The sequence below is a fragment of the Streptomyces sp. NPDC048001 genome (assembly GCF_043203115.1).
Classification (GTDB): domain Bacteria; phylum Actinomycetota; class Actinomycetes; order Streptomycetales; family Streptomycetaceae; genus Streptomyces; species Streptomyces sanyensis.
In genome coordinates, this window is record NZ_JBIDBN010000006.1 from 90,890 (window position 1) to 116,731 (window position 25,842).

Sequence of the window (25,842 nt, forward strand, 5' to 3'; positions counted from 1 at the left end):
CGCAGGTCAGAACGGGTTCACCCAATGGATTTCGCGTGACGGCGCAGGTCATGTAATGTTGTTCCCGCAACGCCGACCGGGCAGAAAAGACCGGGAAGCACAAGCACTCGTAGCTTAACGGATAGAGCATCTGACTACGGATCAGAAGGTTGCAGGTTCGAATCCTGCCGAGTGCACACAGGCGAGAGGCCCCCGGAGATCATCCGGGGGCCTCTCGCGTTGGGGCGTACAGCAGCGAAGTACGGCAACCGCGCCGACTGCTGTCAGCCGGTGCCGCTCGCGCCGGACAGCTTGCCGAGCGCGGCCCGTACAGCTTCCTCGCTCGCCTCGGCGTAGACCTCCATCGTCATGGCGATCCGGGAGTGCCGCAGGATGCGCTGCGCCACCTTCGGGTGGACCTTGAGGGCGACCAGGAGCGAGCTGCATGTATGCCGGGTGTTCCGGAGCGGGATCGCGCGCAGACCGGCTCGACGGGCCCGCAGGGCGAACATGCGGGTGAGGTTGCCCGGCTCGATCGGGGTGCCGTGCTTCGTGGTGAAGATCAGTCCGCGGGAGTCCTGCCAGAGTTCCCCGGCGGCTTTCCGGTCACCGAGCTGCTGGGCGGGCGCATGCGCAGGGCCTTGAGGCAGAGTGCCGGCAGCGACAGGAAGTCGTCCACCCGGGTGCGGCGCCGACGCACCGGGGTGCCGCAACTGCCGTCGCGCGCCCGCCGGGTAGTGCGGGCCAGCCCGTAGCCTCCCCTCGAAGGCCCTCGCGCGGTGCGGGGCCCCGTCGGAGGCGGTGGGTGCGGGTGGCGTGGCGGTGTGCCGGGCTCGGGTGGCCGGAGGAAGGACCCGGGGCGGTGCTGCGCTGGGAGGGCGGCCGGGTCAGCGTGCTGGGTCCCGGCCGGCCGATCGGCTTCCGCGTCGCGGGCGGGCGCTCCTGCGTCGGCGCACGGGACACACCCTGCCCGGTGCGCGCCCCGGTGCCCGCGCGCGCCGCGGGGGCGCGCTGCCCTGAGTGCTCCCGCCTCGACCGGGCGTTCTCGGTGGCGGCGGACGGGGTCCCCGACGATCCCCGGACCTTCCGGGTCTACCTGGCCTGGTTCGGGCCCGGGGTGGTGAAGGTCGGCATCACCGCGGAGGAGCGCGGGGCCGCGCGGCTCCGGGAGCAGGGCGCGGTGGCGTACACCTGGCTGGGCCGCGGGCCGTTGATGGCCGCCCGGCGGACGGAGGAACTGCTGCGGGCCGCGCTCGGGGTCCCGGACCGGGTCCCGTACACGCGCAAGCGGGTCCTGCGGACCGCTCTGCCGCCGGTGGGCGAGCGCCGCGCGGAGGTGGCGCGTCTGCACGCGCGCGCCGCGGGGCTCGACGGCTGGGCGGAGACACTGGAGCGGCTGGAGTGCCGGGTGGTCGACCACAGCCGGCTGTTCGGGCTCGACGGGCTGCCGGTGGCGGCGGCGTCGGTGCGGGAGCTGGTGGACGGCGGGGTCGTCGCCGGGCGCCTGGCCGCGGCGGCCGGTCCGGACCTGTACCTGCGTGCGGACGACCCGCGCACGGGCGGCAACCGGATCGTGGTGCTGGACACGCGCCTGGTGACGGGCTGGGCGCTCACGGGAGCGGATGCGGACGAGGGGATCCGGGTGCCCCTCGCCCCGCTGCCCGCCCTGCCCGGGGCCGAGGGCGCGGGCCAGGAGGGCCTGTTCTGACGGAGCCCCACGTCTCCGGGCGCCGCCGGGGCACGGCGCGGGCCGCCGGGGCGGGAGCGGAGGGGCCGCCCGCCACGGCCGCCGGACCGGGTGGTAGGACGGCCGGGTGCGTCCGCCGCGGGGCGCCGGCTCCGGCTCCCCGCGGCGGAGCGATCAGGGGCGCCGCAGGGGCGCAGGTCCGGGAGGGGTACGGATGGCGAACGGAACGGGGGCCGGGGAACCGCGGCCCGCGGACGACGGTGTACGGGACCGGGGCGAGGGGGTGCGGGACCGGGGCGAGGGCGTGCGGGTTCCCGGGGAGGGGGCCGCCCCACCGGCGTCCGACGGGGAGGCGGCCGGTGTGCGGAGCTTCTGGACGCGTCTGGGGCTGCCCGGGCTGGTGGACGTCCACACGCACTTCATGCCGGAGCGGGTGATGCGCAAGGTGTGGGCCTACTTCGACGCCGCCGGCCCGCTGACCGGCCTGGAGTGGCCCATCACCTACCGGCACGAGGAGGACGAACGCGTCGCCCTGCTGAGGGCGTTCGGCGTACGCACCTTCACCTCGATGGTCTACCCGCACAAGCCGGGCATGGCCGAGTGGCTGAACGCCTGGGCCGGGGACTTCGCCGGGCGGGTCCCGGACTGCGCACGCACCGCGACGCTCTTCCCCGAGGACGGGGTGGCGCACTACGTGCGGAAGGCATTGGAGGGCGGGACGCGGGTCTTCAAGGCGCATGTGCAGGTGGGGGACTACGCCCCGGACGACCCGCTGCTGGACGCGGCCTGGGGCGACATCGCCGACGCGGGCGTCCCCGTGGTCGTCCACTGCGGGTCCGGCCCGGCGCCCGGGAGGTACACCGGGCCCGGCCCGGTGGGCCGGCTGCTGGCCCGGCATCCGGGGCTCCGGCTGGTGGTGGCGCACATGGGCATGCCGGAGTACGGGGAGTTCCTGGACCTGGCCGAGCGCTACGCGGAGGTCCACCTGGACACCACGGTCGCCTTCACCGACTTCAGCGAGGCGCTGGCGCCCTTCCCCGAGAAGGAGCGGGGGCGCCTTGCCGACCTGGGGCACCGGATCGTGCTGGGGACGGACTTCCCGAACATCCCCTACCCCTACCTCCACCAACTGGACGCCCTGGAGCGGCTGGAGCTGGGCGAGGACTGGCTGCGGGCGGTCTGCCACGACAACGGGGCCCGCTTGCTCGGCCCGTCCCGCTGAGGAAGGCGGCGCACGTCCCGCTCCGCCCGGTCGTGTACGGGCCCCGGGCCGGGGCGGCCGGCCGTCCCCTGCCCGCCGCGCCCGTCCCGGGGCCCGTCCCCACCCGAGGGGCGCGCGCATCCGCTACGGTCGCGCGTCCGCTCCGGTGGTCTTCTCCCCCCGCCCCCGGGCGGGGAGGCGCCGCGGGGGTGCACCACCCCCGCGGCCGGTCTCAGCCCTCCTCGCCGTGGTGCGTCCTCAGCGCGACCTCCTTGATGAACAGCGTCACCAGCAGGGCGAGCAGGGCGAAGGGGGCGGAGTAGAGGAAGACGTCGCCGACACCGTGGCCGTAGGCGTCCTCCATCACCAGGCGCACCGGCTCCGGCAGTGCGTCCAGGTCGGGGATGCCCCCGCCGCCGGTGCCGCCGTGGCCGAGCGCGGCGGCCTCCGGGCCCAGCTTCCGCAGGCCCTCCCCCACGTAGTCGGTGACCTTGGTGCCCAGCACCGCGCCGAGCGCCGAGACGCCGACCGCGCCGCCGAGCGAGCGGAAGAAGGTGACGACCGAGCTCGCCGCGCCGAGGTCCTGCGGGGGCACCTGGTTCTGCGTGCACAGCACGAGGTTCTGCATCATCATGCCGATGCCCAGGCCCATGACGGCCATGAACACGGCCACGTGCCAGTAGGGGGTGTCGTAGCGGATGCCGCCGAGGAGGCCCAGTCCCGCCGTGACGAGGACGCCGCCGCCGACCAGCCAGGCCTTCCACCGCCCGGTGCGGGTGATGACCAGACCGGAGACGGTCGAGGAGACGAACAGGCCGCCGATCATCGGGACGGTCAGCACACCGGACATCGTCGGGGACTCGCCCCGGGCCAGCTGGAAGTACTGGCTGAAGAAGACGGTGCCGGCGAACATCGCGACGCCGACGAAGAGCGAGGCCAGCGAGGCCAGGGTGATCGTCCGGTTGCGGAAGAGCCGCAGCGGGATGATCGGGTCGCTCGCCCTGGACTCCACGAGGACGAACAGGGCTCCGAGCGCCACGGATCCGCCGACCATGGCCGCCGTCTGCCAGGACGCCCAGGCGTACTTGTCTCCCGCGAAGGTGACCCACACGAGCAGCAGCGAGACGGAGGCGCTGATCAGGGAGGCGCCCCACCAGTCGACCGTGACCTCCCGCTTGACGACGGGCAGCTTGAGCGTCTTCTGCAGCACGACGAGCGCGACGACCGCGAACGGCACACCGACGTAGAAGCACCAGCGCCAGCCGAGCCAGTCGGTGTCGGTGATGACGCCGCCGAGCAGCGGTCCGCCGACGGTGGCGACGGCGAAGGTCGCACCGAGGTAGCCGGAGTAGCGGCCGCGCTCCCGCGGGGAGATCATCGCGGCCATGACGATCTGGGCGAGGGCGGAGAGGCCGCCGACCCCGATGCCCTGGACCACCCGGCAGGCGATCAGCATGCCCGAGCTCGTCGACAGCCCGGCGACCACCGAGCCCAGCACGTAGACGATCAGGGCCAGCTGGACCAGCAGCTTCTTGGAGAACAGGTCGGCGAGCTTGCCCCAGAGCGGGGTGGTCGCCGTCATCGCGAGCAGCGAGGCGGTGACGACCCAGGTGTAGGCGCTCTGGCCGCCGCCGAGGTCGCCGATGATCTCGGGCAGGGCGTTGGAGACGATCGTCGACGACAGGATCGCGACGAACATGCCGAGCAGCAGCCCGGACAGCGCCTCCATGATCTGCCGGTGGGTCATCGGGGCGCCGCCGTCGGGGGCGTCGGCGCCGCCGTGCTCGGCGTGGCCGCCCCGCACACCGGACGGTGTGGTCGTAGCCATGGGCTTCCTTTACGTGGTCTGTGTACGGGTGGCGTGGGCCCGGCAGTCGCCGAGGGATTCCCGGAGGCGGGCCAGCAGGGCGTTGAGCTGTCCGACCTCGTCGTCGGTCCAGTCCCCGAGGTGGTGGGCGAAGAGGTCCGCCGTGCGACGCCCGAGGTCGTCGAGGAGGTCCCGGCCCGCGGGGGTGAGGCGCAGGATGCGGGAGCGCCCGTCGCCCGGGTCGGGCAGCCGCTCCAGCCAGCCCCGGTCCACGGCATGGGCGACGTGCCGGCTGGTCACCGACATGTCGACGGCGAGCAGCTCGGTGAGCCTGCGCAGACGCATGTCGCCGTGGCGGTCGACCAGGGACAGCACGGCCGCGGAGCCGGCGGGGCACTCGGCCGGCAGCAGGCGGGCGAGCGCCCGCTTCACGGCCCCCACGGCACTGATCTGCCGTGCCAGGTCCTCGTACTGGCTCCTCTCGGCCATCGCCCCACTCCCCATCTTGTTGCTTAGGGCAACGATAGAAGAGTTTGGTTGCTACAGGCAAACGAAAACGCCCCGGAACGGGTAAAGGAAGCCCTAAGCCTTGGCCTGGCACGGGTCATGGGAAGCCCATGGGCGGGCAGCGCCCCACCGCGGGGAGCGGCGGCCCCGGCGTATCCGGACCGCCCGGGGTTGGGCACCGGAGCGCCGTTCGCTAGTGTCCTGGCCCATGGCACACAACCCCCATGCTCCGCAGAACCCGGGCCCCGAGGGCACCCACGACCCCGCGGGCAGCACGCAGATGTTCCGCGCGTTCGTCGACGAGGGCGCCCCGCAGGGACGCGCCGCGACCCCCGCCGCCTCCCCCGCCTCCCCGTCCTCTTCTTCCCGGACGGGCCTCGTCCTCGGCGTCGTCGCCGTGGTGCTGGTACTGGGCGCGGTGGCCTGGCTGGCCCTGGCCTGAAACGCGGGCCGACGGGGCCGGTGCCCCGCCCCCCGAACAGGCGGGGCACCGGCCCCGTGCGCTCCGCGCGGCGACGGCCGCCCCTGCGGGGGCCGCGCCGCGGCGGCTCAGTCGGCGATCAGGCCGTCCCGCAGCTGCGCCAGCGTGCGCGTCAGCAGGCGTGAGACGTGCATCTGGGAGATGCCGACCTCCTCGCCGATCTGGGACTGCGTCATATTGGCGAAGAAGCGGAGCATGATGATCTGCCGCTCCCTGGGCGGCAGTTTGGCCAGCAGGGGCTTCAGCGACTCGCGGTACTCCACGCCCTCCAGCGCGCTGTCCTCGTAGCCGAGACGGTCGGCCAGGGAGCCCTCGCCGCCGTCGTCCTCGGGCGAGGGCGAGTCCAGCGAGGAGGCAGTGTAGGCGTTGCCGACCGCCAGCCCGTCGACCACGTCCTCCTCCGACACGCCCAGCACCGCGGCGAGTTCGGGGACGGTGGGCGACCGGTCCAGCTTCTGGGAGAGCTCGTCGCTCGCCTTGGTGAGGGCGAGGCGCAGCTCCTGGAGCCGGCGCGGGACACGCACCGACCACGAGGTGTCCCGGAAGAAGCGCTTGATCTCGCCGACGACGGTGGGCATCGCGAACGTCGGGAACTCCACGCCCCGTTCGCAGTCGAAGCGGTCGATCGCCTTGATCAGGCCGATCGTTCCGACCTGGACGATGTCCTCCATGGGCTCGTTGCGCGAGCGGAACCGGGCGGCCGCGTAGCGCACCAGGGGCAGGTTGAGCTCGATCAACGTGTCGCGCACATAGGTGCGTTCGGGGCTGTCCTCGGCCGCGCCCTCACCGTCGAGCGCGCGCAGGCGCAGGAAGAGGGAGCGGGACAGGGTGCGGGTGTCGATGGCTTCCGAGGGGCCGGGCGCGGAAGGTACCGGAGCCGTCGCCTGCGCCGGTACGCCGTGCGCACGCGTGAGCACCTTCGAGCTGCCCTGTTCTGCGGACATGCCACCCCCTTGAGGTCGCGGACGGTCGCGGTGGCCGCGACCGGCTGAGGAACGCAGCCTCCACCTGAATACCGGCGGCGGGGCCACGGCAAACACGCTTCCCGCAGAATGTCACATGTCGGCAACGCGCTGTAGCGACATGTCGACAAGTATCGGGTGGAAAGCCCCAGGAAACAAGGGGTGTTCGGGGTTGGGGACCCCCTCCGTTTCCCGGAAGGGGTCTACCCGTTCTGCTTACGCTTCGATCCTGTTTGCGGATCGCAGTCGCGCGAAACTTCGGGCCAGAAGCCTTGACACATGCATCTGTGAGACACCGAGCTCCTGACTGATCTGCGACTGCGTCAGATTGCTGTAGTAGCGCAGCATCAGGATCCGCTGCTCCCGCTCGGGGAGCTGGACCAGCAGATGGCGGACGAGATCGCGGTGCTCCACACCCGCCAGCGCGGGGTCCTCGTAGCCGAGCCGGTCGAGCAGCCCGGGCATCCCGTCGCCCTCCTGCGCGGCCTCCAGCGAGGTGGCGTGGTAGGAGCGTCCGGCCTCGATGCAGGCGAGGACCTCCTCCTCGCCGATCTTCAGCCGCTCGGCGATCTCGGCCGTCGTCGGGGAGCGGCCGTGGGCGGTGGTGAGGTCCTCGGTGGCGCCGTTCACCTGGACCCACAGCTCGTGCAGCCGCCGGGGCACGTGCACGGTCCGCACGTTGTCCCGGAAGTAGCGCTTGATCTCGCCGACGACCGTGGGCATCGCGAAGGTGGGGAACTGCACCCCGCGGTCGGGGTCGAAGCGGTCGATGGCGTTGATCAGACCGATGGTCCCCACCTGGACGACGTCCTCCATCGGCTCGTTGCGCGAGCGGAAGCGCGCGGCCGCGTAGCGCACCAGGGGCAGATTGGCCTCGATGAGCGCCGCGCGTACCCGGGCGTGCTCCGGCGTACCCGGCTCCAGCTCCTTGAGGCGGGCGAAGAGGACCTGGGTGAGGGCCCGGGTGTCCGCCCCGCGCCCCTGGGGGCGCGCGCCCGGGCGCCGGGGCGGGGCCGGTGCCGCGGCAGGGGAGGGCTCGTTGGGCCGCTCGTTCTGGGGCGGCACCTGAGGCGCAGTACTGGCCGGCACGGTCACGCCACCCCTTTACGGTCGATTTCAGTCAACTCATCCGTCAAAAGCGGTCATAGCATCACAAGACATGTCCACTGTGTGCAAGCACCCCATCACGTCGTGTTGACGGCCTTCGCGGGCAGGCGGAGGGGCCCGGAGCGCGGGGCCCGGTGCCACCGCCGGGGCCGCCGCACGGGGCTCCGCCCCGGCGAACGCAGGAACCCCCCGCCGGTCGCGGCGGGGGGTCCCTGCGGGGCCGGGAGCCGCTCAGAACTCGTAGTCGGCGATCACCCACGTGGCGAACTCCCGCCACTGCGCGGCGGCGGCCTGGTGGGCGGGGTGCTCCAGGTAGCGCTTCAGCGCGTCCGCGTCCGTGACGGCGGAGTTGATGGCGAAGTCGTAGGCGATGGGCCGGTCGGTGATGTTCCAGGCGCACTCCCAGAACTCCAGCTCGGGGACGACCCCGTCGAGTTCCCGGAAGGCCTGCGCACCGGCCAGCACCCGCGGCTCGTCGCGGCGGACTCCCTCGTCGAGCTTGAACAGGACCAGATGGCGGATCATGCGAGGCTCCCGGGGCCGAGTGCGGGGCCCGCCCCGGCACCGGGCCGGGCGGGCTAGTTGACGAGCTGGGTCATGAACTCTCCGACGCCCTTGGCGGCGTCCGAAATGCCCTCGAACCCTATCTGCACGAGGTCGGCGGCCTTGGCGGGGGAGGTGATGATCGTGTACAGGACGAAGACGCCGACTATGTAGAGGGCGATCTTCTTGGCTTGAACCATCGTCCGCTCTCTCCCTGCTGCCCCTGCCCCGGTCCGTGCGCGGCGTGAGTCTAGCCGAGCGCTCCCGGGCCGCTCCGGCCGCGGACGGGCGGGCCGGGAACCCGGAACCGCCGCCGGGACCGGGACCGCCCCCGGCGGGGCCGGCCGGGGCGGGACCGGGGCCGGAGAACCGCCCGGGAGGCGGAGGTGTCCGCGGCCAGGATCAGTCACCAGTCGGTTCCTTGCCGGGATCCCGCAGTACCGGACGGTCATACCTGCTGCGTTCGGGGCTCCTCCGGCGGCATCCGATGAGTCAGGCTTCTCGCACGCAGCGAGGAGAGGATCGCCGGTGCCGACCAGCTACAAGGTCCATATGGGCGTGTCGTTGTCCCTCTCCGGGCTGGCCGCGATCGCCGTGGCCCTGACCCTGCTGCCGGGAACGCCCGTGGTTCCCGAAGCTGCCGCGTTCACCCTGTTCGGTCTGATGTTTCCGGTGCTCGGGAGTGCGGTACTGCGATGCCGCCGGGCAGGCGTGCGAACCCAGGGTCAGGAGTTCCTCGACCTGCTGTGGCACACCCCCCGATGGCTGAAGCTCGCGGCAGGGGGGCTCGCCCTCGGCGTGGTGCTGTGCCTCGCCCTCGGCGCGGATCCGGCCGGTGGGCAGCCGGAACGCACCGCGGAGGGCTACTACCTCAACGACCGAGGAGTCCGGGAACCGGTGTCCCGCGACACGTACGAGTCGGCGGTGAAGGCAGTGGTGCGAGAGTTCGACGCAGGGGCCGCCTGCGTGTTCGCACTGTCCGCCGTCCTGGTCGCCGCCGCCTTCCGGGCGGAGGAGGAGGCGTTGGCCAGGTGGCGGGAGGCTCGGCACGACGCGTGAGGGCGTCGCGGGGAGAGGGAACCGGGGCGGAAGGCGACGACGAGCAGTCCCGGTGGGCCGACCGAGGCGGAATCCGGGTCGGGAAACCGGAAGGGGCGGACCGGTCTTCCGACCGGTCCGCCCCTTCCACAGCGGTAGCGGTGGGATTTGAACCCACGGTGACGGGTTACGCCACACTCGCTTTCGAGGCGAGCTCCTTCGGCCGCTCGGACACGCTACCGGGAGAGATCCTAGCCCACCGGAGGCCGTGCTCCGAAATCGGTTCCCCGGCTCCACGGAGGTGACCTCCGTCTCGGGGACGCGGCCGCAGGTCAGAACGGTGCGGGACGATCGCGGAAGAAGCGGGTCAGCAACTCGGAGCACTCCTGCTCCAGCACGCCCGCGATCACCTCCGGCCGGTGGTTGAGCCGTCGATCGCGCACCAGGTCCCACAGCGAGCCCGCGGCTCCCGCCTTCTCGTCGCGGGCGCCGTAGACCACGCGTTCCACACGGGACTGCACCAGGGCACCCGCGCACATGGTGCAGGGTTCCAGCGTGACCACCAGGGTGCAGCCGGTCAGGCGCCATGCGCCCACCCGGGCGGCGGCCCGCCGCAGGGCGAGCACCTCCGCATGGGCCGTCGGATCGCCGGCGGCCTCGCGCTCGTTGTGGCCGGTGGCCAGCAGGGTGCCGTCGGCGGCCAGCACGACGGCACCCACGGGCACATCCCCGGCGGCGGCCGCGCGCCCGGCCTCGGTCAGCGCGCGTCGCATCGGCGCCAGCCAGGGCCCGCGCACGCGGTCGGCGTCGGGGTCGTGGGGGTCAGGACTCCCGGGGCGGCCGGGGGTCCGAGGGGGTGTCGGACGGTTCATCGGATGGTTCATCGGGGGGCGTCAGCGGACGGTCTCCAGGATCTCGCCGGCGCCGAGCGCCTCCGTGATCTCGGGCAGCGCCTCGGACCCCAGAGCCAGCAGGTCCGACTCGGACAGGCCGAGGTCCGCGAGGACGGCCCGGTCGCCGACCGGTCCCGCGGGGACGGACTCGCCCTCGAAGGACTCGCCCTCCCCGTCCTCGCGGTCCGGCTCGCCGTCCTCGGTGCCGTCCAGGTCGAGTGCGTCGAGTTCGTCGGCGGGGTCCTCGTCCCCGCCGAGCAGTTCGGTCGTGAGGATCTCCCCGTACGAGGAGCGTGCGGCCGCGGCCGCGTCCGAGACGAAGATCCGGGGGTCCTCTTCCCCCTCGATCCGCAGGACGCCGAACCAGGCGTCCTCCTGCTCGATGAAGAGGACCACCGTGTCCTCGTCCACCGAGGCGTCCCGGGCCAGGTCGGCCAGGTCCGACAGGGTCTCCACATCGTCGAGCTCTGTGTCGCTCGCTTGCCACCCGTCGTGAGTGCGCGCGAGCAGTGCGGCGAAGTACACCGTGACTCTCCCACTGATCAGAGGTGTGACGACCGGCGGTGCGCGGCGTGCGTGCCCCGCCCTCCCGGAATCGTGGCAGAAACATGCGCCGGGCGAGAGGTCTTCCCGCGTTGCGTCGGCCACCAGTTCTGCCGTGTCCCCCGCAGGGAGGGCTCCCGGGGGGCCCGGAGGATCACCAGCGGAAGGTCCTCATGCGCATCTGCTGGCGCATCCGGGCCGCACGCGCCTTCCTCGGCTGGACCCGGTCGCGGAGCGCCCTCGCCTCGTTCAGCTCGCGCAGGAACTGCGCGCGCCGCCTGCGCCGGTCGGCGTCGGTCTCCGGCTGCTCGGCACGCTCCGGGTCGGGCTCCGCCATCGGTCACACCACCCCATGCACTCTGACTGCGCCCCGTCCCGCGGCCGGGGTACCCCACCACCTTCCCTCCGGCGCAGGGGTTGATGCGAGCGCGGGCTACTGTGGACGCCATGCGGATCCACGTCGTCGACCACCCGCTGGTGGCGCACAAACTCACCACGCTGCGCGACCGGCGCACCGACTCCCCCACCTTCCGGCGCCTCGCCGACGAGCTGGTGACCCTGCTCGCCTACGAGGCCACCCGGGACGTGCGCACCGAGCAGGTCGACATCGAGACCCCGGTGACCGGCACGACCGGGGTGAAGCTCTCCCACCCCCGGCCGCTGGTGGTGCCCATCCTGCGGGCGGGCCTGGGCATGCTGGACGGCATGGTGCGGCTGCTGCCGACCGCCGAGGTGGGCTTCCTGGGGATGATCCGCAACGAGGAGACCCTGGAGGCTTCGACCTACGCCACCCGGATGCCCGAGGACCTCTCCGGGCGTCAGGTCTACGTCCTGGACCCGATGCTGGCGACGGGCGGCACGCTGGTCGCCGCGATCCGCGAGCTGATCGACCGGGGTGCCGACGACGTCACGGCCGTCGTGCTGCTCGCCGCCCCCGAGGGCGTGGCGGTGATGGAGCGCGAGCTGGCCGGGACCCCGGTCACCGTGGTCACCGCCTCGGTCGACGAGCGGCTGAACGACAACGGCTACATCGTGCCCGGCCTCGGGGACGCGGGCGACCGGATGTACGGCGCGGCGGAGTAGTACGGCAGGACGACGGTGACGGCCCGGGCCGGCGGCGCGAGGACGCCGCCGGCCCGGTGCGTCCCGCCGCCGGCCGGGCGCCCCGGGCTCAGCAGCCGGAAGGGGCGGGCGCCGGCTTGCTCAGCGCGGCGAGCGCGGTGTCGGCCTGGGCCTTGGGCGACAGGGCGGTGAAGGCCGTGCCGATGATCAGGTCGACCTCCGCGCCCTCGCGGGTGTCGGTCTTGAGCTGGGTGCCGGTGAGCTGGGTGCCGAGCACCCGGAAGGGGCCGTCGTGGGCGGTGGCACCGCCGAGCAGCACCGCGGTGCCGGGCACCTTCTTGTCGTACTCCTCGGTGGCGTTGCCGATCTCCCCGATGGTGAAGCCGCGTTTCTTCAGCTCGTCGGCGGCCGCCTTGGCCAGCCCGCTGCGGGGTGTGGCGTTGAAGACGTTCACGGTGATCTCGCGCGGCGGCGGGGGCGGTGCGGCGGAGACGACGGGGACGGGTTCGCACTCCCGGGCCTTCTTCGCGGCGGTGGCGGTGGTCTCGTCCCCGCCGGTGAAGGCGTCGATGAGCTGGACGGTGCCCCAGCCGGCCAGGCCGAGGGCGACCACCGCGGCCACGACCGCGAAGACGATTCTGCGGCGCCTCCGCGGGCGTCGCATCCGGGGATAAGCGTTGCCCGTGATGCGGTACTTTCCGCCCATGCCGGGGGGTGTGAGCATGCTCATGGGCGCAGCGTAGTGCCGTCTCGGCGCCATGCCTACTAAACGATCAGCTGCCTGCGTCCGTCCGGGAGGCGATTGACCTCGAAAGGAGGCACGGCGGAGGGGCGGGCACGCTGTCGCGCACGCGCGGACCGGGCGTGTCCCGGGGCTGCCGGAGCGGGTCCGGGCGCACCGGGCCGCCTGGACCGCGGAGGGGGCGCGGCAGGCGGGGAGCCGCACGGCCCGGGCCCGGAGGCCGGGCCGGGGGACCCTGTCAGCCCAGTTCGAGCACCCGGGCGTGCAGCACCTGGCGCTGCTGCAGGGCCGCGCGCACGGCGCGGTGCAGGCCGTCCTCCAGATAGAGGTCGCCCTGCCACTTCACGACATGGGCGAAGAGGTCGCCGTAGAAGGTCGAGTCCTCCGCGAGCAGGGTTTCGAGATCCAGCTGGCCCTTGGTGGTGACGAGCTGGTCGAGGCGGACCGGGCGGGGCGCGACGTCCGCCCACTGCCGGGTACTCTCCCGGCCGTGGTCGGGGTACGGCCGCCCGTTGCCGATGCGCTTGAAGATCACACGGAAAGCCTACCGGGCGACGGGCTCCCGGCGCAGCCGCGAAGCCAGGTGGCCATCGGGGTGAAACCCGGGCAGAAGCTGAGGAACCGCTTCCGGAGCGGGCGCCGGTTCCCGTCCCGGGCCCGTCGGCGGGGTGCCGCCGAGGGCGGGGACGCACCGGGAGGCACCGGCCGGGGGCGACGCCGCACCCGCCCGCGCGGGGAGCCGGAGGTGGCCATGGCCACACCCCCGTTGACCGGGAGGCCGCACCCGCCCGCGCGGGGAGCCGGAGGCCGCGCGCCCCGGCCCGGTGGGCCTGTCGCGCCGCCCGCAGACGACGGCACCCCCCGGCGCACGTCGCGCCGGGGGGTGCCGGGAGTCCGGTGGCACCGGGGCCGGTGCCACCGGCAGGCCCTGCCGGGTGCTACTCGGTCACCTCGTGGCCGTGGCCGTCGTGCAGGCCGCCGCCGCTGCCCGCGTCGCCGCCCGTCGGCACGGACTCGACCGGCGTGCGGAGCGAGCTGATGTCATGGGCGTAGGTCCCCACCGCGTTGGCGATGACGCCGATGTTCACGGCGAAGGCGTCCATGTTGACGTTGTCGAGGTCGTCGCCCGCGGCGTGGTAGTTCGGGTCGTAGGCCACGCCCGCCTGACCGCCGAACTTCTGGACCTGGGCCTCGGTCTTGATGCCCTCCGCCCCGGTGAAGGTGCCGCCGGAGGGGATGCCCACCTCGATGAAGGGGCCGTAGTCGGAGCGCCCGGTGAAGTCCGTGCCCTCGTGCGGGGTGCCGCGGCGGTCGAGGAAGGCGTTGATGTCGCGCTCCAGCTGCGCCGAGCCCTGCGGCCCCGGCCCCGCGCCGACGCCGTCGGAGTCGTCGCCGTCGTAGACGAAGAGCCCGTAGTTCGGCGAGGCGATCATGTCGAAGTTCAGATAGAGCTTGATCTCCTTCCTGCCGAGGTCGCTGAGTTCGGCCACGTAGTGCTCGGAGCCGAGCAGGCCGTTCTCCTCGGCCGACCACCAGGCGAAGCGGACCTTGTTGGTCGGCCGCTTCTCCTTCTTCGCCAGCTGTTCGGCGACCTCCAGCAGACCGGCGGAACCGGAGCCGTTGTCGTTGATGCCGGGCCCCTCGCTGACCGAGTCCAGGTGGGAGCCGAGCATCACGGTGTTGGCCGCGTTGCCGCGCTTGGTCTCGGCGATCACGTTGCGGGTGGTGCGCGTCTGCTGGAGCTGGCGGATCTCCAGGGAGACCTCCACCGGCCCGGCCGCCAGGTCGGCCGCCAGCTGCTCGCCCGCCGCCTTGGTCACACCGCCGGTCGGGATGCGCCCGGCCGCGGCGTCGCCGAGGGTGCCGGAGAGCACGCCGTCGGTGTTGTTGTAGACGATGGCGCCCACCGCGCCCGCGTCGGCCGCCGTGGCCTGCTTCTGGGCGAAGGTGCAGCCGCCGCGCTTGATCAGCGCGATCTTCCCCGTGAAGGTGGCCGAGGCGTAGTCCTCCGCCTCGCAGCCGGTCGTGTCGTCCACCGGCACGGCGGCCAGGGCGGCCGTGATCCCGCCCACCGGGGTGGACGTCGTGTAGGTCATGGCCGCGATCTCGACGTCCCGCGGGGCGGGTGCGACGACCGACAGCTCCTCGGCCTGGGTCTCCGTGTAGGGGAACTGGAACGTCTGGTAGGAGACGTTGTAGCCCCAGCGCTTCATCTGCTGGTACACGTACGCGGCGGAGGCGTCGTGGCCGAGCGAGCCGGCGGCGCGGTGGCCGTCGGTGGTGTCTGCTATCTGCTGGAACTTCTCCAGGTGGCGGAAGGCGTCGTCGGCCGACGCCCTGGCCACCAGTTTCCGGGCGAGCTTCGCCGCGTCCTTCGCCGCCCGGTCGCCGGGGTCGGCGCGGTGCGCTGCGGAAGGGGAGGCGGACGCCAGCAGGAGCGGGGTCGCGAGTGCGGCTGCGGCCAGGGTGGCCACGGCTCTGCGAGGTGATGCGGTCACAGAGGTCCTTCCCGATGCGAACGTGGGTGGAAGGGAAGCTAGCGATCTCATCCGGATCTGGGAACACTTCAGTCACAACTGGCGGCGCATTTCATGCCATTGACACCCGGACGAGATCCCTCCGCCCCAAGTACCGCTGTTTGACGCCTACTTGGCGCCTTTGGCGCGATCGGAACGCTTGCCCGATCCGGACGGTCCGGCCGCCGCCTTCCTCTCCTGCTTGTAGGCGCGCACCCGGGCCAGCGACTCGGGTCCCGTGATGTCCGCCGCGGAGCGGTAGGCGCCCTCCTCGCCGTAGACGCCGGCCGCCTCCCGCCAGCCCCGCGGCCGCACCCCGTACTGCTTGCCCAGCAGCGCGAGGAAGATCTGCGCCTTCTGCTCCCCGTACCCGGGCAGGGCACGCAGCCGCGCCAGCAGTTCCGGTCCGCTGTCCACGTCCCGCCAGACCGCGGCGGCGTCGCCGTCGTACTCCTCGACGAGATGGCGGCAGAGCTCCTGCACCCGCTTCGCCATCGAGCCGGGGTAGCGGTGCACCGCGGGCTTGCGGCGGAGCAGGTCGGCGAAGGCCTCCGGGTCGTGGGCCGCGATCGCGCCCGCGTCCAGGTCGTCGGTGCCGAGGCGCTGCGCGAGCGTGTACGGGCCGGTGAACGCCCACTCCATGGGGACCTGCTGGTCCAGCAGCATGCCGACCAGGGCGGCGAGGGCGCTCCGCCCGAGCAGCTCGTCGGCCTCGGGTTGCTGGGCGAGGTGAATCGTGGCATCCATGCCCCGATGATCACCCGCGGCCGGGTGGGCCGCCAGCGCGGCCGCCCGGCCGGGTAGCCGGAACGGGCCCGGCCACCGGGCGCAGCCCGTGGCGACGGGCCGTCATCCGCTCGACGGTGGACCGCGGCAGCAGCCGGCGCAGCACGAACACCAGGGGCGCGCCGCTGCCGACCGCGTACAGGGGCCGGGGCCTGGCTGCCTCCACGGCCCGCAGCACGGTGGCCGCGACCCGCTCCGCGGGGACGCCCCGGGCCTCGTTGGCGTCGAGGGCGGCCAGCATCGCCTCGTACTCCTCCCGGTAGGGGGAGCCTTCGGCCAGATAACCCGTCCGGCGGGCGCTGATGCCGGTGCTGATCGCCCCGGGCTCCACGGTGGCCACCCCGATCCCGTACGGCGCCACCTCGCGGCGCAGCGCCGTGGCGAAGCCCTTGAGGGCGGCCTTGGAGGCCACGTACGAGGAGCGGTACGCCAGCGGGAAGCTGGCCAGCATCGAGCCGACCATGACGATCCGTCCGCCCCGCCGGGCCCTCATGCCCGGCAGCACCAGCTGCGTCAGCCGCACCGCGCCGAGGACGTTCAGCCGGAAGAGGCGCTCCAGCGCCTCCTCCGGCAGTTCCTCCAGCGGCCCGCTCTGGCTCTCCCCCGCGTTGTTGACGAGCACGTCCACCGGGCCGGCCGCCGCGGCGCACGCCCGGACGGAGGCCGGGTCGGTCAGGTCCAGTGCCAGGTACTCCACGCCCGGGACCGGATCGGTGACGGATCCGGGGCGGCGGCTCGTCCCGTACACCCGGTACCCGCGGGCGGTCAGGGCCCGGGCCACGGCCGCGCCGATGCCCGAGGAGGCACCGGTGACCAGGGCGGTGCGCGCGGCGCTCATCCGAGCCTCCGTGCGATCGCCCGGCCCGCCGCCCGTCCGGAGAAGACGCAGCCGCCGAGGAAGCTGCCCTCCAGCGCGTTGTAGCCGTGCACCCCGCCGCCGCCGAAGCCGGCCGCCTCGCCCGCCGCGTACAGGCCCTCGAAGGGCTCCCCGCCGGGGCGGACCACCTGGGAGTCGAGGGTCGTCTCCAGCCCGCCGAGGGTCTTGCGGGTGAGCAGGTGCAGGCGCACCGCGATCAGCGGGCCGTGCGCGGGGTCGAGCAGCCGGTGCGGCCGGGCGACCCGGGTGAGCCTGTCCGGCCAGTACGCACGGGCGTTGGCGACCGACATCATCTGGAAGTCCTTGGAGTAGGCGGCCGAGGCCTCCCGGTCGCGGGCCACCACCTCGCGCTCCACCTGCGCCGCGTCCAGCCTCGGGCCGGGGGCGATGGCGTTCATGCCCGCGACGAGTTCGGGGAGGGTGCGCCGCACGACGAAGTCCTCGCCCTTGTCCAGGAAGGCCTGCACCGGGCCGGGGGCGCCCTTGCGGGCGCGGGAGAGGACGAGCTTCAGGTCCTTCCCGGTGACGTCGGGGTTCTGCTCGGAGCCGGAGAGCGCGAACTCCTTCTCCACGATGGACCGCGTCAGCACGAACCACGAGTAGTCGTGGCCGGTCGAGACGATGTGCCGGAGGGTGGCCAGGGTGTCGTGCCCGGGGAAGAGCGGCGCCGGCAGCCGCCTGCCCGTGGCGTCCAGCCACAGCGAGGAGGGGCCCGGGATGATGCGGATGGCGTGGTCGGGCCAGATCGGGTCCCAGTTGCGGATGCCCTCGGTGTAGTGCCACATCCGGTCCCGGTTCACCAGGGAGGCTCCCGCCTCCTCGGCGATGCCCAGCATCCGGCCGTCGACGTACGCGGGGACCCCGGTGATCATGGAGCGGGGTGCGGGGCCGAGCCGGTCGGCGGGCCAGTTGCGCCGCACCAGTGCGTGGTCGCCGCCGATGCCGCCCGAGGTCACGACCACGGCCTGGGCCCGCAGCGCGAACTCGCCCGCCGGCTCTCGGGAGGAGGCCGCGCCGCGCGGCGCGGCGGACGGCTCCAGCACGGTGCCGCGGACACCGGCCGCCGCTCCGCCCTCGGTGATCAGCCCGTCGACCCGGTGCCGGTACCGGAAGGTCACCAGCCCCCGGGCGGCCGCGGCGAGGACCGGTTCGCGGAAGACGCGGACGACCTCCGGGCCGGTCCCCCAGGTGAGGTGGAACCGGGGCACCGAGTTGCCGTGCCCGGACGCCGAGCCCGCACCGCGCTCGGCCCATCCGACGGTCGGCATCACCCGCAGCCCGAGCCGGTGGAGGTAGGCCCGCTTCTCCCCGGCCGCGAAGTCGACGTAGGCCTCGGCCCAGCGCCGCGGCCACTGGTCCTCGCGCTCCCGGTCGAAGCCGGCCGACCCGAGCCAGTCGGAGAGGGCCAGCGCGGCCGAGTCCCGGATGCCCATGCGGCGCTGCTCGGGGCTGTCCACCAGGAACAGGCCGCCCAGGGACCAGAACGCCTGCCCCCCGAGGTTGGCCTCGTTCTCCTGGTCGACGACGATCACGCGCCGCCCGGCCCGGACCAGCTCGTACGTCGCGACCAGGCCGGACAGCCCGGCGCCCACGACGATGACGTCGGCGTCCCCGCTCACGGTGCCTCCTCGGCGATCGGTGTGCTGTAGGCGTTCAGGACGGTGAGGAAGAGCTCCTCCCGCCTCCGCCGGGGCTCCTCGGCCCCCGGTTCGAGGAGCACCTGCACCGCGGTGCCGTCGTGCACCGCGACGAGCGCCCGGCCCAGCGCGGTCACCTCCGGGACCCGACGTCCGAGGCGGGCCAGCGTGGCGACGACGACGGGCAGGACCGTGTCGAGGACGGCCTGCTCCCGGGCGGCCATCACCCGGCGCAGCGAGGGGTTGCGCAGGGCGTGGGCGGTGAACTCGGCGGTGACCCGGTACCAGGCGTCGTCCACCGGGATCGCGCCGAGGGCGGCGCGCAGGGCCTGGTCCGGTGAGGCCGCGGTGACCTCGGCGAGGGCCTCGCGCAGGTCCTCCAGCATGCGCTCGGAGCGCTCCTCCCACATGGCGAGGAAGAGTTCGTCGAGGGAGGCGAAGTTGGAGTAGAACGCGCCCCGGGTGAACCCGGCCCGCTCGCAGACCTGCTCGACGGTGGAGCGCCCGAAGCCCTCCTCGGCGAAGACCTGCAGCGCGGCGTCCAGCATGCGGCGACGTGTCCGGGCGCGGCGGGCGGTCACCCGGCGGGGTGCGGTGGTGCTCATGGCGGTCCCTTCTCGGATGCGTGAACGTATCGGATACACCTGTGCATCGACAAGGGGGCGGCGCGGGGGCCGCCGCGAGGGCTCCCGCGGGAGGTCCGGGCCCCGGGGCGCCGCGCCCCGGGGCCCGGAGGGGAGAGGCCGCCGGCCTCAGGCGGTGCGGGCCCCGCCCGGCTCCGCCGTGAGCGCCCCCAGGGCCGCGGGACGGTCGGCGATGTGGTTGTCGCCCTGGGGTGTGGCGGGGCTGCCGGGAGCGGCGGCCGTGCGGTGCCCGGGGCCGGACGCCGCGGGGTCCGCCCCGGGAGCGGCCGCCCCGGCCAGCGCGGTGACGGCCACCGCGGCGGCGACGGCGAGCGCCGCGCGGTCGGGGAGGGTGGGGGCGGTGCGGGAGGTGGGAGCGGTGCGGGCGGTACGGGCGGTACGGGATCTGGTCATCGTTCCTCGCTGTTCTCCGGTGCCGGGCGGGATGCGGGAGGCGGCGCAGCGGAGCGCGGACCGGCGCCCGGCGACGGCCTCCCGTCTCTCAGAGGCGGGCCGGGGGCCGGGCGGTTGAGAACTCCCGGCCCGGTCGGCGTCATTGGCCGAAAACGGCTCGGTGCGGACCCGTTCCGGCCGTCCGCACCGGCACGCCCCGCAGGGGCGCCCGCCCTGTGACCTCTCTCACACCTCCGCACCGACGAGTCCCGGCGGGGCGGGCGGTCCGCCCTCACGGCACGGCAGAGACCACCGGAGCGACCACCGCCGACGCAGATACGGAGAACCCGCCATGACCGCAGCCGCCAAGGGCCCCGCGAGCTACTTCCCCTCGATCGAGAAGACGTACGGCCGCCCCGTCGCCGAGTGGAAGGAACTGATCCGCGCCTCGCCGCTGACGCGGCACAGGGAACTCGTCTCCTGGCTCAAGGCCGAGCACGGCCTGGGCCACGGCCACGCCAACGCCCTGGTGGCCCACACCAGGGCCGAGGACGCCACCCGGTCCTGACCGGCGGGGCGCGGCCGGACCACGGCCCGCCCGCCCCCGTCGCCGGGGACCGCGGGGACCGCGGGGGAGCGCCCGCGGTCCCCGGCGACGGGCACCGCCCTACCCCAGCGGCCGCTCCGGTGCGAGGACCGCGGCGATCCGGGCCGCGACCAGCTGGGCGGTGTTGCCGCCCGGGGAGTCCGGGCCCTGGGTCGTCGACACGGCGACGGCCAGGTGCCGGGACGGCAGGTACGCCTGGACGGCGGCGAAGCCGTCGAAGACGGGGTTCTGGGTGATCCAGGTGTTCAGCACGTTCACGCCCAGCCCGTAGTGGCGTGCCTCGGTGTTGGCGAAGCAGACCGTCTCCGGGCAGGTGTCCGTCGGCCCGCCGAGCCCGACGGTCCCGGGGTCCAGCTGCTCGCGGTGGGCGCGCCGGGAGAGCAGCTCCCCCGTGCCGACGGCCACGGCCGAGCGGGCCAGGTCGCAGATGTCCGTCGTCATGACCGCGCCCGGCGCCGTGGTCCACGAGGGGTTCCAGAAGGTGGACTCCTCGTAGGTGCCGCGCTCGGCGGTGAAGGCGTGCAGCACCGGCGCGGGGATGTCGGGCGTCGTGGAGGAACGGGTCTCGGACAGCCCGAGGGGCCGGAGGACCCGCTCCCGCAGCAGTGCGTCCAGCGGGGTCCCGGTGATCCGCTCCAGCGCCCTGCCCAGGATGACGAAGTTGGCGTGCGAGTAGCTCCAGTTGGTGCCCGGCCGGTACCACAGGGGGTGCGAGGTGGAGATGCGCACCAGCTCGCGTGCCTCCCACTGCCGGAACGGGTCGGCGTCCAGCGCTGCCAGGAAGCCCGGGTCGGTGACGTAGTCCGCGAGCCCCGAGGTCGAACTGCCGAGCATCCGCAGGGTGATCCGCTCGGAGTGCGGCAGCCGGGGCAGCCAGCGGGAGACGGGGTCGTCCAGCGACACCCGCCCCTCGTCGACGAGTTGGAGCAGCACCGTGCCCAGGTAGGCGATGGCCACGGAGCCGTTGCGGAAGTGCATCGCGGGATCGGCGGGTACGCCGGTCATCGACTCGCCGAGCGCGGAGGTCACCACCTCCCGCCCGCGCACCGTCACCTTGAGGACGACGGAGTTGAGGTCCAGGTCGCGGCGCGCCTCCTCGGCGATGCGGACGACGTCCGCCGCCTTCCCCGCCCGGGCCGGGGGCGAGGCGGTGCACGGCGGTGGGCGGTGGTCCGCGGCCGTGGCCGGGAGGGCGCCGGCGAGCAGGGCGGCGGCGCAGAGCGCGGAGAGCAGGATCTTCCTCATGGAGATGAGGTATGCGCACATCCGGGCCGTTCTCCCGGTGAACGGGCGGAGGTGACCGGTTCGGCGGCGGGGCCGGGGCGCACCCGGCCCAGCGCGTCCCCCGTGCGGGCGCATCCCCGCGCGCCGCACGGGGGCGCCGCGTGCTCCGCCGCCGGTGCCCCTGCTACGTCCGGCGGGCGCGGCGTCCGGTCCGGTTGCCCGCGGTCCCGTTCGGCCACAGTCGCGGCCGACGCCGCGCCGCGACGTCCTCGATCCAGCCGAACGCGAGCACCGCCAGGGCGATCAGCGGCCAGACCACCACGAACGTCCACATCGAGTACGTCGCGTCGAGCGCCGCGTCGCCCCTCTCCCCGGCGAGGAACGGCAGCCGGTACCCCTGGCTGACGACCAGCCCCGCCACGAAGATCAGCAGGTTGTGCCACAGGTAGATCGTGACCGCCCGGTTGTTGGACAGGGTGACGAGCCCGTCCCACTTCGCCAGTCGGCCCGGGAGCCGCTCCCAGGAGGGGGCGTACTGGAGCAGGATGAGCACGAAGCCGAACGACCACGCCGCCTGCGCCAGCGGGATCTCGTTGAGGTTCCAGCCGCCGGCACCCGCGTGGCCCGAGGCCCACCACAGGCCGAAGGCCATCACCAGGAAGCCCCAGGACACCGCGGCGTACCGCGGGATCCGCTTCAGCAGCCCGTCGTGGTGCGCGAAGCCCAGCACCCAGCAGCCGCCGTAGACCGCGAAGTCGGTCACCGCCTCACCGGTCTCGCCGGGGATCGCGACCAGGCCGGTGCCGACGACGGCCGTCAGCGCCAGGGGGGCCGCCAGTACGGCCCACGGGACGCGGCGGAAGGCCCACAGCAGCAGCGGCGAGGCCAGGACGAACCACAGATAGGCGCGCAGGTACCACAGCGGGCCCGCGGCCTGCATCGCCCAGTCGTCGCCGGGCGGGTAGGGCGGCGCGCCGAACGGCACCAGGTAGGAGAGGACCCTGACCAGGCCCCAGGCGGCGCCGTCGCCGGTGTCCTTCAGCGGATTCCAGCCGCCCACGAGGAGCACGGTCAGCGTCACCGCGCCGAACGCCCACAGCGGGGGCAGCAGACGCCGCACCCGGCTCATGATCACCTGGCGTGCGGGGCGGTCCAGCGAGCGCGCCATCAGCATGCCCGCCAGCGCGAACATCACCCCCATGGAGGGGAAGAGGATCGTCAGCCAGGCCCAGCCGAAGACGTGGTACACCACCACCCGGACCAGCGCGATGGACCGCAGCAGGTCCAGGTACCGGTCGCGGCCCTGCCTCCGCTGCGCCGGAGGGGCTCCCGCGCCCTCGGGCCCGGTTGTCGCGGATCGCGGCGGACCGGCCTCCGGGGGACCGGCCGGAGCGGCACCGGCGCGTTCTGCACCGGGGCGTTCTGCACCCGGCGGTTCGGCCTCCCGGACGCCGACCGGTGCGCCGACCGGTGCCGTGGGTGCTGCGGCGGGCGGGGGATCGGCCTGCCAGGCGCCGGCCGGTGCTGCCGGGGCCGGGCCGGGCCCCGGCGCCTGCTCGTGCGTGGTCATCCGACGGGCCTCCGCTCACTGCCGCTCGTCTGCTCGGCCGACTGCCTCGGGACCGAGCCCGGGGCCGCCTCCACCACGCCGGTGCGCCGCAGCTTCTGCCAGCGCAGGCGGCCGCCGGTGAGTGCGGTGATCCAGGACTGCAGCAGCACCACGTACATCAACTGCCGGTAGAGGATCTGCTGGAGGGGCAGGGAGACGAGGTGCGTCATCTTCTCCCGGTCCAGACGGAAGGCGTAGGCGGCGCAGACCGCCTGCACCGCGAGGACGCCCAGCCAGGCGGCGACCGTCTTCCCGGTGGGCCCGAAGATGAGCCCGTACAGGAGGAACACGTCGATCAGCGGTGCCAGCAGCGGTGCCAGCACCATGAACAGCGAGACCAGCGGCAGCCCCACACGGCCGAAGCGGCCGGAGGGCCCGCGTTCCACCAGGGCCCGGCGGTGCTTCCAGATCGCCTGCATCGTGCCGTAGGACCAGCGGTAGCGCTGCGACCACAGCTGCTGGACGGTCTCCGGTGCCTCGGTCCAGGCCCGGGCGTTCTCCGCGTAGACCACGCGCCAGCCGTCGCGGTGCAGGGCCATGGTGATGTCGGTGTCCTCGGCGAGCGTGTCGTCGCTCATGCCGCCGACCCGCTCCAGCGCCGAACGCCGGAAGGCCCCGACCGCGCCCGGGATCGTCGGCATGCAGCGCAGCATGTCGTACATCCGGCGGTCCAGGTTGAAGCCCATCACATACTCGATGTGCTGCCAGGCACCGATCATCGAGTCCTTGTTGCCGACCTTGGCGTTGCCCGCGACGGCACCCACCCGGGGGTCCGCGAAGGGCTGCACGAGTTCGCGCACGGTGGACGGCTCGAAGACCGTGTCGCCGTCCATCATCACGACCAGGTCGTAGCGGGCGTTCACCAGGCCCCTGTTGAGGGCCGCCGGCTTGCCCGCGTTGAGCTGGCGCACGACGCGCACATTGGGCAGCCCCATCTCCTCGACGATGCGGGCCGTCCCGTCGGCGGAGCCGTCGTCGACGACGATCACCTCGATGGGGTGCTCACTCGTCATCAGGGAGCGGATGGTGTTCTCGATGCACTTGGCCTCGTTGTACGCGGGCACCAGCACCGAGACGGGTTCGGTCACCGGGGCGGGGCCCCAGCGGAAGTTCTTGCGGCGGACCCGGCGGGCGTGGGCGCCGGACAGCACGAGCATCAGACCGAAGCGGGTGAAGACCAGCACACCGATGGCCGCCAGTGCGACGACCAGGACGTCGGTGGTGTCCTCCGATGCCTGGACCAGGAAGGTCCAGGCCTTGCCCTTCCACAGGTCCACCCCGGTGACCGGTGTGTGGGCGCTCGGCGCGTCGAGCGCCTCGGTGAGGTTCTGGAAGCGGTAGCCCTCGGCCTTCATCGCGGGCAGGAACCGGTCCAGCGCCGCCACGGTCTGCGAGCGGTCGCCGCCGGAGTCGTGCATCAGGACGATCGCGCCCTTGCCGTCCTCCGGGGTGGCCCTGCGGATGATCTCGCCGACGCCCGGCCTGCGCCAGTCCTCGGTGTCGGTGTCGTTGACGACGGTGATGTAGCCGAGCGTTCCGACGTACTGAGTCACCGGCCAGGACGCGTTGTCCATCGCGTCGGCGAAGGAGGAGTAGGGCGGCCGGAAGAGCGAGGAGCGGATACCGGCGGCCCCGACGAGCGCCAGCTGGTTCTGGGACAGCTCCCAGTCGATGCGGCTCTTGGACTGCAGGGAGAGGTCGGGGTGGTTGAAGGTGTGGAGCCCGACCTCGTGGCCCTCGTCGACCATGCGGCGGACGAGGTCCGGGTGCCGCGAGGCCATGGTGCCGGTGACGAAGAAGACCGCGTGGGCGCGGTGCTTCTTCAGCACGTCGAGCACCTTGGGGGTCCAGGTGGGGTCCGGGCCGTCGTCGAAGGTGAGGACGATGCTGTCGTCGGGCACGCTCAGGCTGGTCACACGGTCGCCGCGGGTGTCGAGGACCGGTCCGCTCTCGTGGACCTCCGAGGGCACCCGGTCGCTCGCGGTCTCGGAGCTGACGCGGTGGTCGGCGAGGATCTCGCTGTTCACATAGCCGCGGAGCATCAGCATCGTCATCACGGCGACCAGGAGCAGCGAGGGAAGCAGGAAGCGCAGCGGCAGCGAACGGCGACGGCCGACCGGAGCGCCTTTGCGAGCGGAAAGACGCTTGCGGGTGGATCTGCTCACAGGACGCTCTCCGTCGAGGAGTGGGCGGCCCCGCCGGCGAACCCGGCGGGCACGGAGAGGGCGACGTTCTCGACCGCGGAACCCCCGCCGGTGGGGGACGTGGTCGGTTCCGGCGTGGGGCCGCCGGTGGAGGCGGAGGGCGTGGGCGAGGGGGTGGACGAGGAGGAGGGCTCGGCCGGGGGGTCCTCGACGGTGGCGTCCGGTGAGGGTGCCGTGGTGGCCGCCGAGGAGGGGTCCGGGGCGGGGGAGCCGCTCGGCGCGGAAGCGCTCGCCGAGGGGCTGGGCACGACCCTGGCGGGCGCCGCGGGACGTACGCCGCTGGTGGCGCTGGGCGTCGGGATCACACTCACGGTGGGTGACGGCTCGGCCGACTCGGACGGCGGCGTGGACATCTCGACCTGCCCGGCCGGTACGCCCTGGTCCTGGTCCGGGACCGGCAGCCAGGGCGCGGCGGAGTTCCCGGACAGCAGCGTGCCCACGATGATCACGGCGTAGACGGCGCAGGCGGCCCCCATCAGGGTGCCGAGGCGCCGGAAGGTGCGGCTGCGGCGGCCGGACTCGTCCACGAAGACCGGGCCGTCGGGCTCGCGGCGGACCTCGGCGGCGGACTCGGCCGGGCGGACGGACCACGCGCCGTCCGAGCCGCCGATGCGCACCGCGTCCATCTGGACGGTGACCTCGTTGGGGTCGTGCGCATCGGCGGAGGGGGCGTCGGCGAGGGGGGCGCCGGCCTCCGCGGAGGCGGCCACGGGAAGCGGGCGGGTTCTGCCCGCTTCCGAGGAACCGGGCGATGGATCGTCACCCCGTGTGACCGATGGGTCGGGTCTTCGGGCGCTCTCCGCGGCGGAGCCGC

27 protein-coding genes, 2 tRNA genes and 1 pseudogene are annotated in these 25,842 nt (G+C 73.6%); 7 read left to right on the forward strand and 23 right to left on the reverse strand.

All coding sequences use genetic code 11. The annotated features are described in order from the left end of the window. The first annotated feature begins 103 nt into the window (after positions 1-103). Positions 104-176: transfer RNA gene (locus ACGF15_RS12660), tRNA-Arg, on the forward strand. A gap of 87 nt (positions 177-263) precedes the next feature. Here the strand turns inward: ACGF15_RS12660 and ACGF15_RS12665 are convergent. Further along, positions 264-655 (reverse strand): annotated as a pseudogene (locus ACGF15_RS12665) (tyrosine-type recombinase/integrase); the annotation flags it as partial. A gap of 135 nt (positions 656-790) precedes the next feature. On the opposite strand from ACGF15_RS12665, the gene ACGF15_RS12670 reads away from it, so the two are divergent. Next, positions 791-1,687, forward strand: coding sequence for a DUF2797 domain-containing protein (locus tag ACGF15_RS12670; RefSeq protein ID WP_392798425.1), 897 nt, complete (start codon positions 791-793; stop codon positions 1,685-1,687). A 193-nt stretch (positions 1,688-1,880) separates the two neighbouring features. Beyond that, the gene (locus ACGF15_RS12675; protein ID WP_392798428.1) at positions 1,881-2,888 is read left to right on the forward strand and encodes an amidohydrolase family protein; all 1,008 of its coding nucleotides are present in this window, start codon (positions 1,881-1,883) and stop codon (positions 2,886-2,888) included. 211 nt (positions 2,889-3,099) lie between these two features. On the opposite strand, the gene ACGF15_RS12680 is transcribed toward ACGF15_RS12675, so the two are convergent. Then, positions 3,100-4,695 (reverse strand): MDR family MFS transporter, encoded by a 1,596-nt coding sequence (locus tag ACGF15_RS12680; protein ID WP_392798431.1) that lies wholly within the window; start codon positions 4,693-4,695, stop codon positions 3,100-3,102. 9 nt (positions 4,696-4,704) lie between these two features. Continuing rightward, a complete protein-coding gene (locus ACGF15_RS12685; RefSeq protein WP_345612429.1) occupies positions 4,705-5,163 on the reverse strand; it encodes a MarR family winged helix-turn-helix transcriptional regulator in 459 nt (152 codons plus the stop codon). Between the two features lie 226 nt (positions 5,164-5,389). Between ACGF15_RS12685 and ACGF15_RS12690 the strand changes: the two genes are divergently transcribed. Continuing rightward, positions 5,390-5,623 (forward strand): hypothetical protein, encoded by a 234-nt coding sequence (locus ACGF15_RS12690; RefSeq protein ID WP_392798434.1) that lies wholly within the window; start codon positions 5,390-5,392, stop codon positions 5,621-5,623. Between the two features lie 107 nt (positions 5,624-5,730). On the opposite strand, the gene ACGF15_RS12695 is transcribed toward ACGF15_RS12690, so the two are convergent. The 4 genes from ACGF15_RS12695 to ACGF15_RS12710 form a co-directional block, all read right to left on the reverse strand. After that, the gene (locus ACGF15_RS12695) at positions 5,731-6,606 is read right to left on the reverse strand and encodes an RNA polymerase sigma factor SigF (RefSeq protein ID WP_345612424.1); all 876 of its coding nucleotides are present in this window, start codon (positions 6,604-6,606) and stop codon (positions 5,731-5,733) included. Positions 6,607-6,840: 234 nt separating this feature from the next. Continuing rightward, the gene (locus ACGF15_RS12700; protein WP_345612422.1) at positions 6,841-7,713 is read right to left on the reverse strand and encodes an RNA polymerase sigma factor SigF; all 873 of its coding nucleotides are present in this window, start codon (positions 7,711-7,713) and stop codon (positions 6,841-6,843) included. 249 nt (positions 7,714-7,962) lie between these two features. Beyond that, entirely contained in the window at positions 7,963-8,256 is a 294-nt protein-coding gene (locus ACGF15_RS12705) for a Dabb family protein (protein WP_392798438.1), read from the reverse strand. Positions 8,257-8,309: 53 nt separating this feature from the next. Beyond that, positions 8,310-8,474: a hypothetical protein gene (locus ACGF15_RS12710; protein ID WP_256526207.1), complete on the reverse strand. Its 165-nt coding sequence runs from the start codon at positions 8,472-8,474 to the stop codon at positions 8,310-8,312. Between the two features lie 328 nt (positions 8,475-8,802). On the opposite strand from ACGF15_RS12710, the gene ACGF15_RS12715 reads away from it, so the two are divergent. Further along, a complete protein-coding gene (locus ACGF15_RS12715; protein WP_345612416.1) occupies positions 8,803-9,333 on the forward strand; it encodes a hypothetical protein in 531 nt (176 codons plus the stop codon). Between the two features lie 132 nt (positions 9,334-9,465). Here ACGF15_RS12715 and ACGF15_RS12720 read toward each other — a convergent pair. The 4 genes from ACGF15_RS12720 to ACGF15_RS12735 all read right to left on the reverse strand — a co-directional run bounded on the left by ACGF15_RS12720 (position 9,466) and on the right by ACGF15_RS12735 (position 11,085). After that, positions 9,466-9,553: transfer RNA gene (locus tag ACGF15_RS12720), tRNA-Ser, on the reverse strand. A gap of 91 nt (positions 9,554-9,644) precedes the next feature. Next, entirely contained in the window at positions 9,645-10,184 is a 540-nt protein-coding gene (gene tadA, locus ACGF15_RS12725) for a tRNA adenosine(34) deaminase TadA (protein ID WP_392798442.1), read from the reverse strand. Positions 10,185-10,205: 21 nt separating this feature from the next. Beyond that, entirely contained in the window at positions 10,206-10,730 is a 525-nt protein-coding gene (locus ACGF15_RS12730; protein ID WP_345612412.1) for a hypothetical protein, read from the reverse strand. A gap of 172 nt (positions 10,731-10,902) precedes the next feature. Beyond that, positions 10,903-11,085, reverse strand: a complete 183-nt coding sequence (locus ACGF15_RS12735; protein WP_345612410.1) for a hypothetical protein — start codon at positions 11,083-11,085, stop codon at positions 10,903-10,905. Positions 11,086-11,195: 110 nt separating this feature from the next. On the opposite strand from ACGF15_RS12735, the gene upp reads away from it, so the two are divergent. Then, the gene (upp, locus tag ACGF15_RS12740) at positions 11,196-11,831 is read left to right on the forward strand and encodes a uracil phosphoribosyltransferase (RefSeq protein ID WP_345612408.1); all 636 of its coding nucleotides are present in this window, start codon (positions 11,196-11,198) and stop codon (positions 11,829-11,831) included. Between the two features lie 88 nt (positions 11,832-11,919). On the opposite strand, the gene ACGF15_RS12745 is transcribed toward upp, so the two are convergent. From ACGF15_RS12745 to ACGF15_RS12780, 8 genes are all read right to left on the reverse strand, one after another. Further along, entirely contained in the window at positions 11,920-12,516 is a 597-nt protein-coding gene (locus tag ACGF15_RS12745; RefSeq protein WP_392798830.1) for a LytR C-terminal domain-containing protein, read from the reverse strand. 274 nt (positions 12,517-12,790) lie between these two features. Next, on the reverse strand, positions 12,791-13,087 hold the full coding sequence (locus tag ACGF15_RS12750; protein ID WP_003955420.1) for a type II toxin-antitoxin system VapB family antitoxin: 297 nt from the start codon (positions 13,085-13,087) through the stop codon (positions 12,791-12,793). 403 nt (positions 13,088-13,490) lie between these two features. Further along, complete coding sequence (locus ACGF15_RS12755) at positions 13,491-15,026, reverse strand: M28 family metallopeptidase (protein ID WP_345612503.1); 1,536 nt, start codon at positions 15,024-15,026, stop codon at positions 13,491-13,493. A gap of 171 nt (positions 15,027-15,197) precedes the next feature. Continuing rightward, on the reverse strand, positions 15,198-15,815 hold the full coding sequence (locus tag ACGF15_RS12760) for an HhH-GPD-type base excision DNA repair protein (protein ID WP_345612403.1): 618 nt from the start codon (positions 15,813-15,815) through the stop codon (positions 15,198-15,200). Between the two features lie 10 nt (positions 15,816-15,825). Beyond that, a complete protein-coding gene (locus tag ACGF15_RS12765; protein ID WP_392798447.1) occupies positions 15,826-16,692 on the reverse strand; it encodes an SDR family NAD(P)-dependent oxidoreductase in 867 nt (288 codons plus the stop codon). Next, positions 16,689-18,350, reverse strand: coding sequence for an FAD-binding dehydrogenase (locus ACGF15_RS12770; protein WP_392798450.1), 1,662 nt, complete (start codon positions 18,348-18,350; stop codon positions 16,689-16,691). Before ACGF15_RS12770 ends, ACGF15_RS12765 begins: the two co-directional genes overlap by 4 nt. Then, a complete protein-coding gene (locus ACGF15_RS12775; RefSeq protein WP_345612396.1) occupies positions 18,347-18,973 on the reverse strand; it encodes a TetR family transcriptional regulator in 627 nt (208 codons plus the stop codon). Before ACGF15_RS12775 ends, ACGF15_RS12770 begins: the two co-directional genes overlap by 4 nt. Before the next feature lie 147 nt (positions 18,974-19,120). Further along, positions 19,121-19,405: a hypothetical protein gene (locus tag ACGF15_RS12780; RefSeq protein ID WP_392798453.1), complete on the reverse strand. Its 285-nt coding sequence runs from the start codon at positions 19,403-19,405 to the stop codon at positions 19,121-19,123. Between the two features lie 331 nt (positions 19,406-19,736). On the opposite strand from ACGF15_RS12780, the gene ACGF15_RS12785 reads away from it, so the two are divergent. Beyond that, positions 19,737-19,952 (forward strand): DUF4287 domain-containing protein, encoded by a 216-nt coding sequence (locus tag ACGF15_RS12785; protein WP_392798456.1) that lies wholly within the window; start codon positions 19,737-19,739, stop codon positions 19,950-19,952. Between the two features lie 99 nt (positions 19,953-20,051). Here the strand turns inward: ACGF15_RS12785 and ACGF15_RS12790 are convergent, their stop codons facing one another. The 4 genes from ACGF15_RS12790 to ACGF15_RS12805 all read right to left on the reverse strand — a co-directional run bounded on the left by ACGF15_RS12790 (position 20,052) and on the right by ACGF15_RS12805 (position 25,738). Then, entirely contained in the window at positions 20,052-21,236 is a 1,185-nt protein-coding gene (locus tag ACGF15_RS12790; protein ID WP_362615700.1) for a serine hydrolase domain-containing protein, read from the reverse strand. Between the two features lie 163 nt (positions 21,237-21,399). Next, positions 21,400-22,785 (reverse strand): acyltransferase, encoded by a 1,386-nt coding sequence (locus ACGF15_RS12795; RefSeq protein WP_392798459.1) that lies wholly within the window; start codon positions 22,783-22,785, stop codon positions 21,400-21,402. After that, the gene (locus ACGF15_RS12800; protein WP_376427568.1) at positions 22,782-24,878 is read right to left on the reverse strand and encodes a glycosyltransferase; all 2,097 of its coding nucleotides are present in this window, start codon (positions 24,876-24,878) and stop codon (positions 22,782-22,784) included. The genes ACGF15_RS12795 and ACGF15_RS12800 overlap by 4 nt, the downstream gene beginning before the upstream one ends. Before the next feature lie 107 nt (positions 24,879-24,985). Further along, positions 24,986-25,738 carry a hypothetical protein gene (locus ACGF15_RS12805; protein WP_345612384.1) on the reverse strand — a complete coding sequence of 251 codons (753 nt, stop codon included), beginning with the start codon at positions 25,736-25,738 and terminating at the stop codon, positions 24,986-24,988. Between the last annotated feature and the right edge of the window lie 104 nt (positions 25,739-25,842).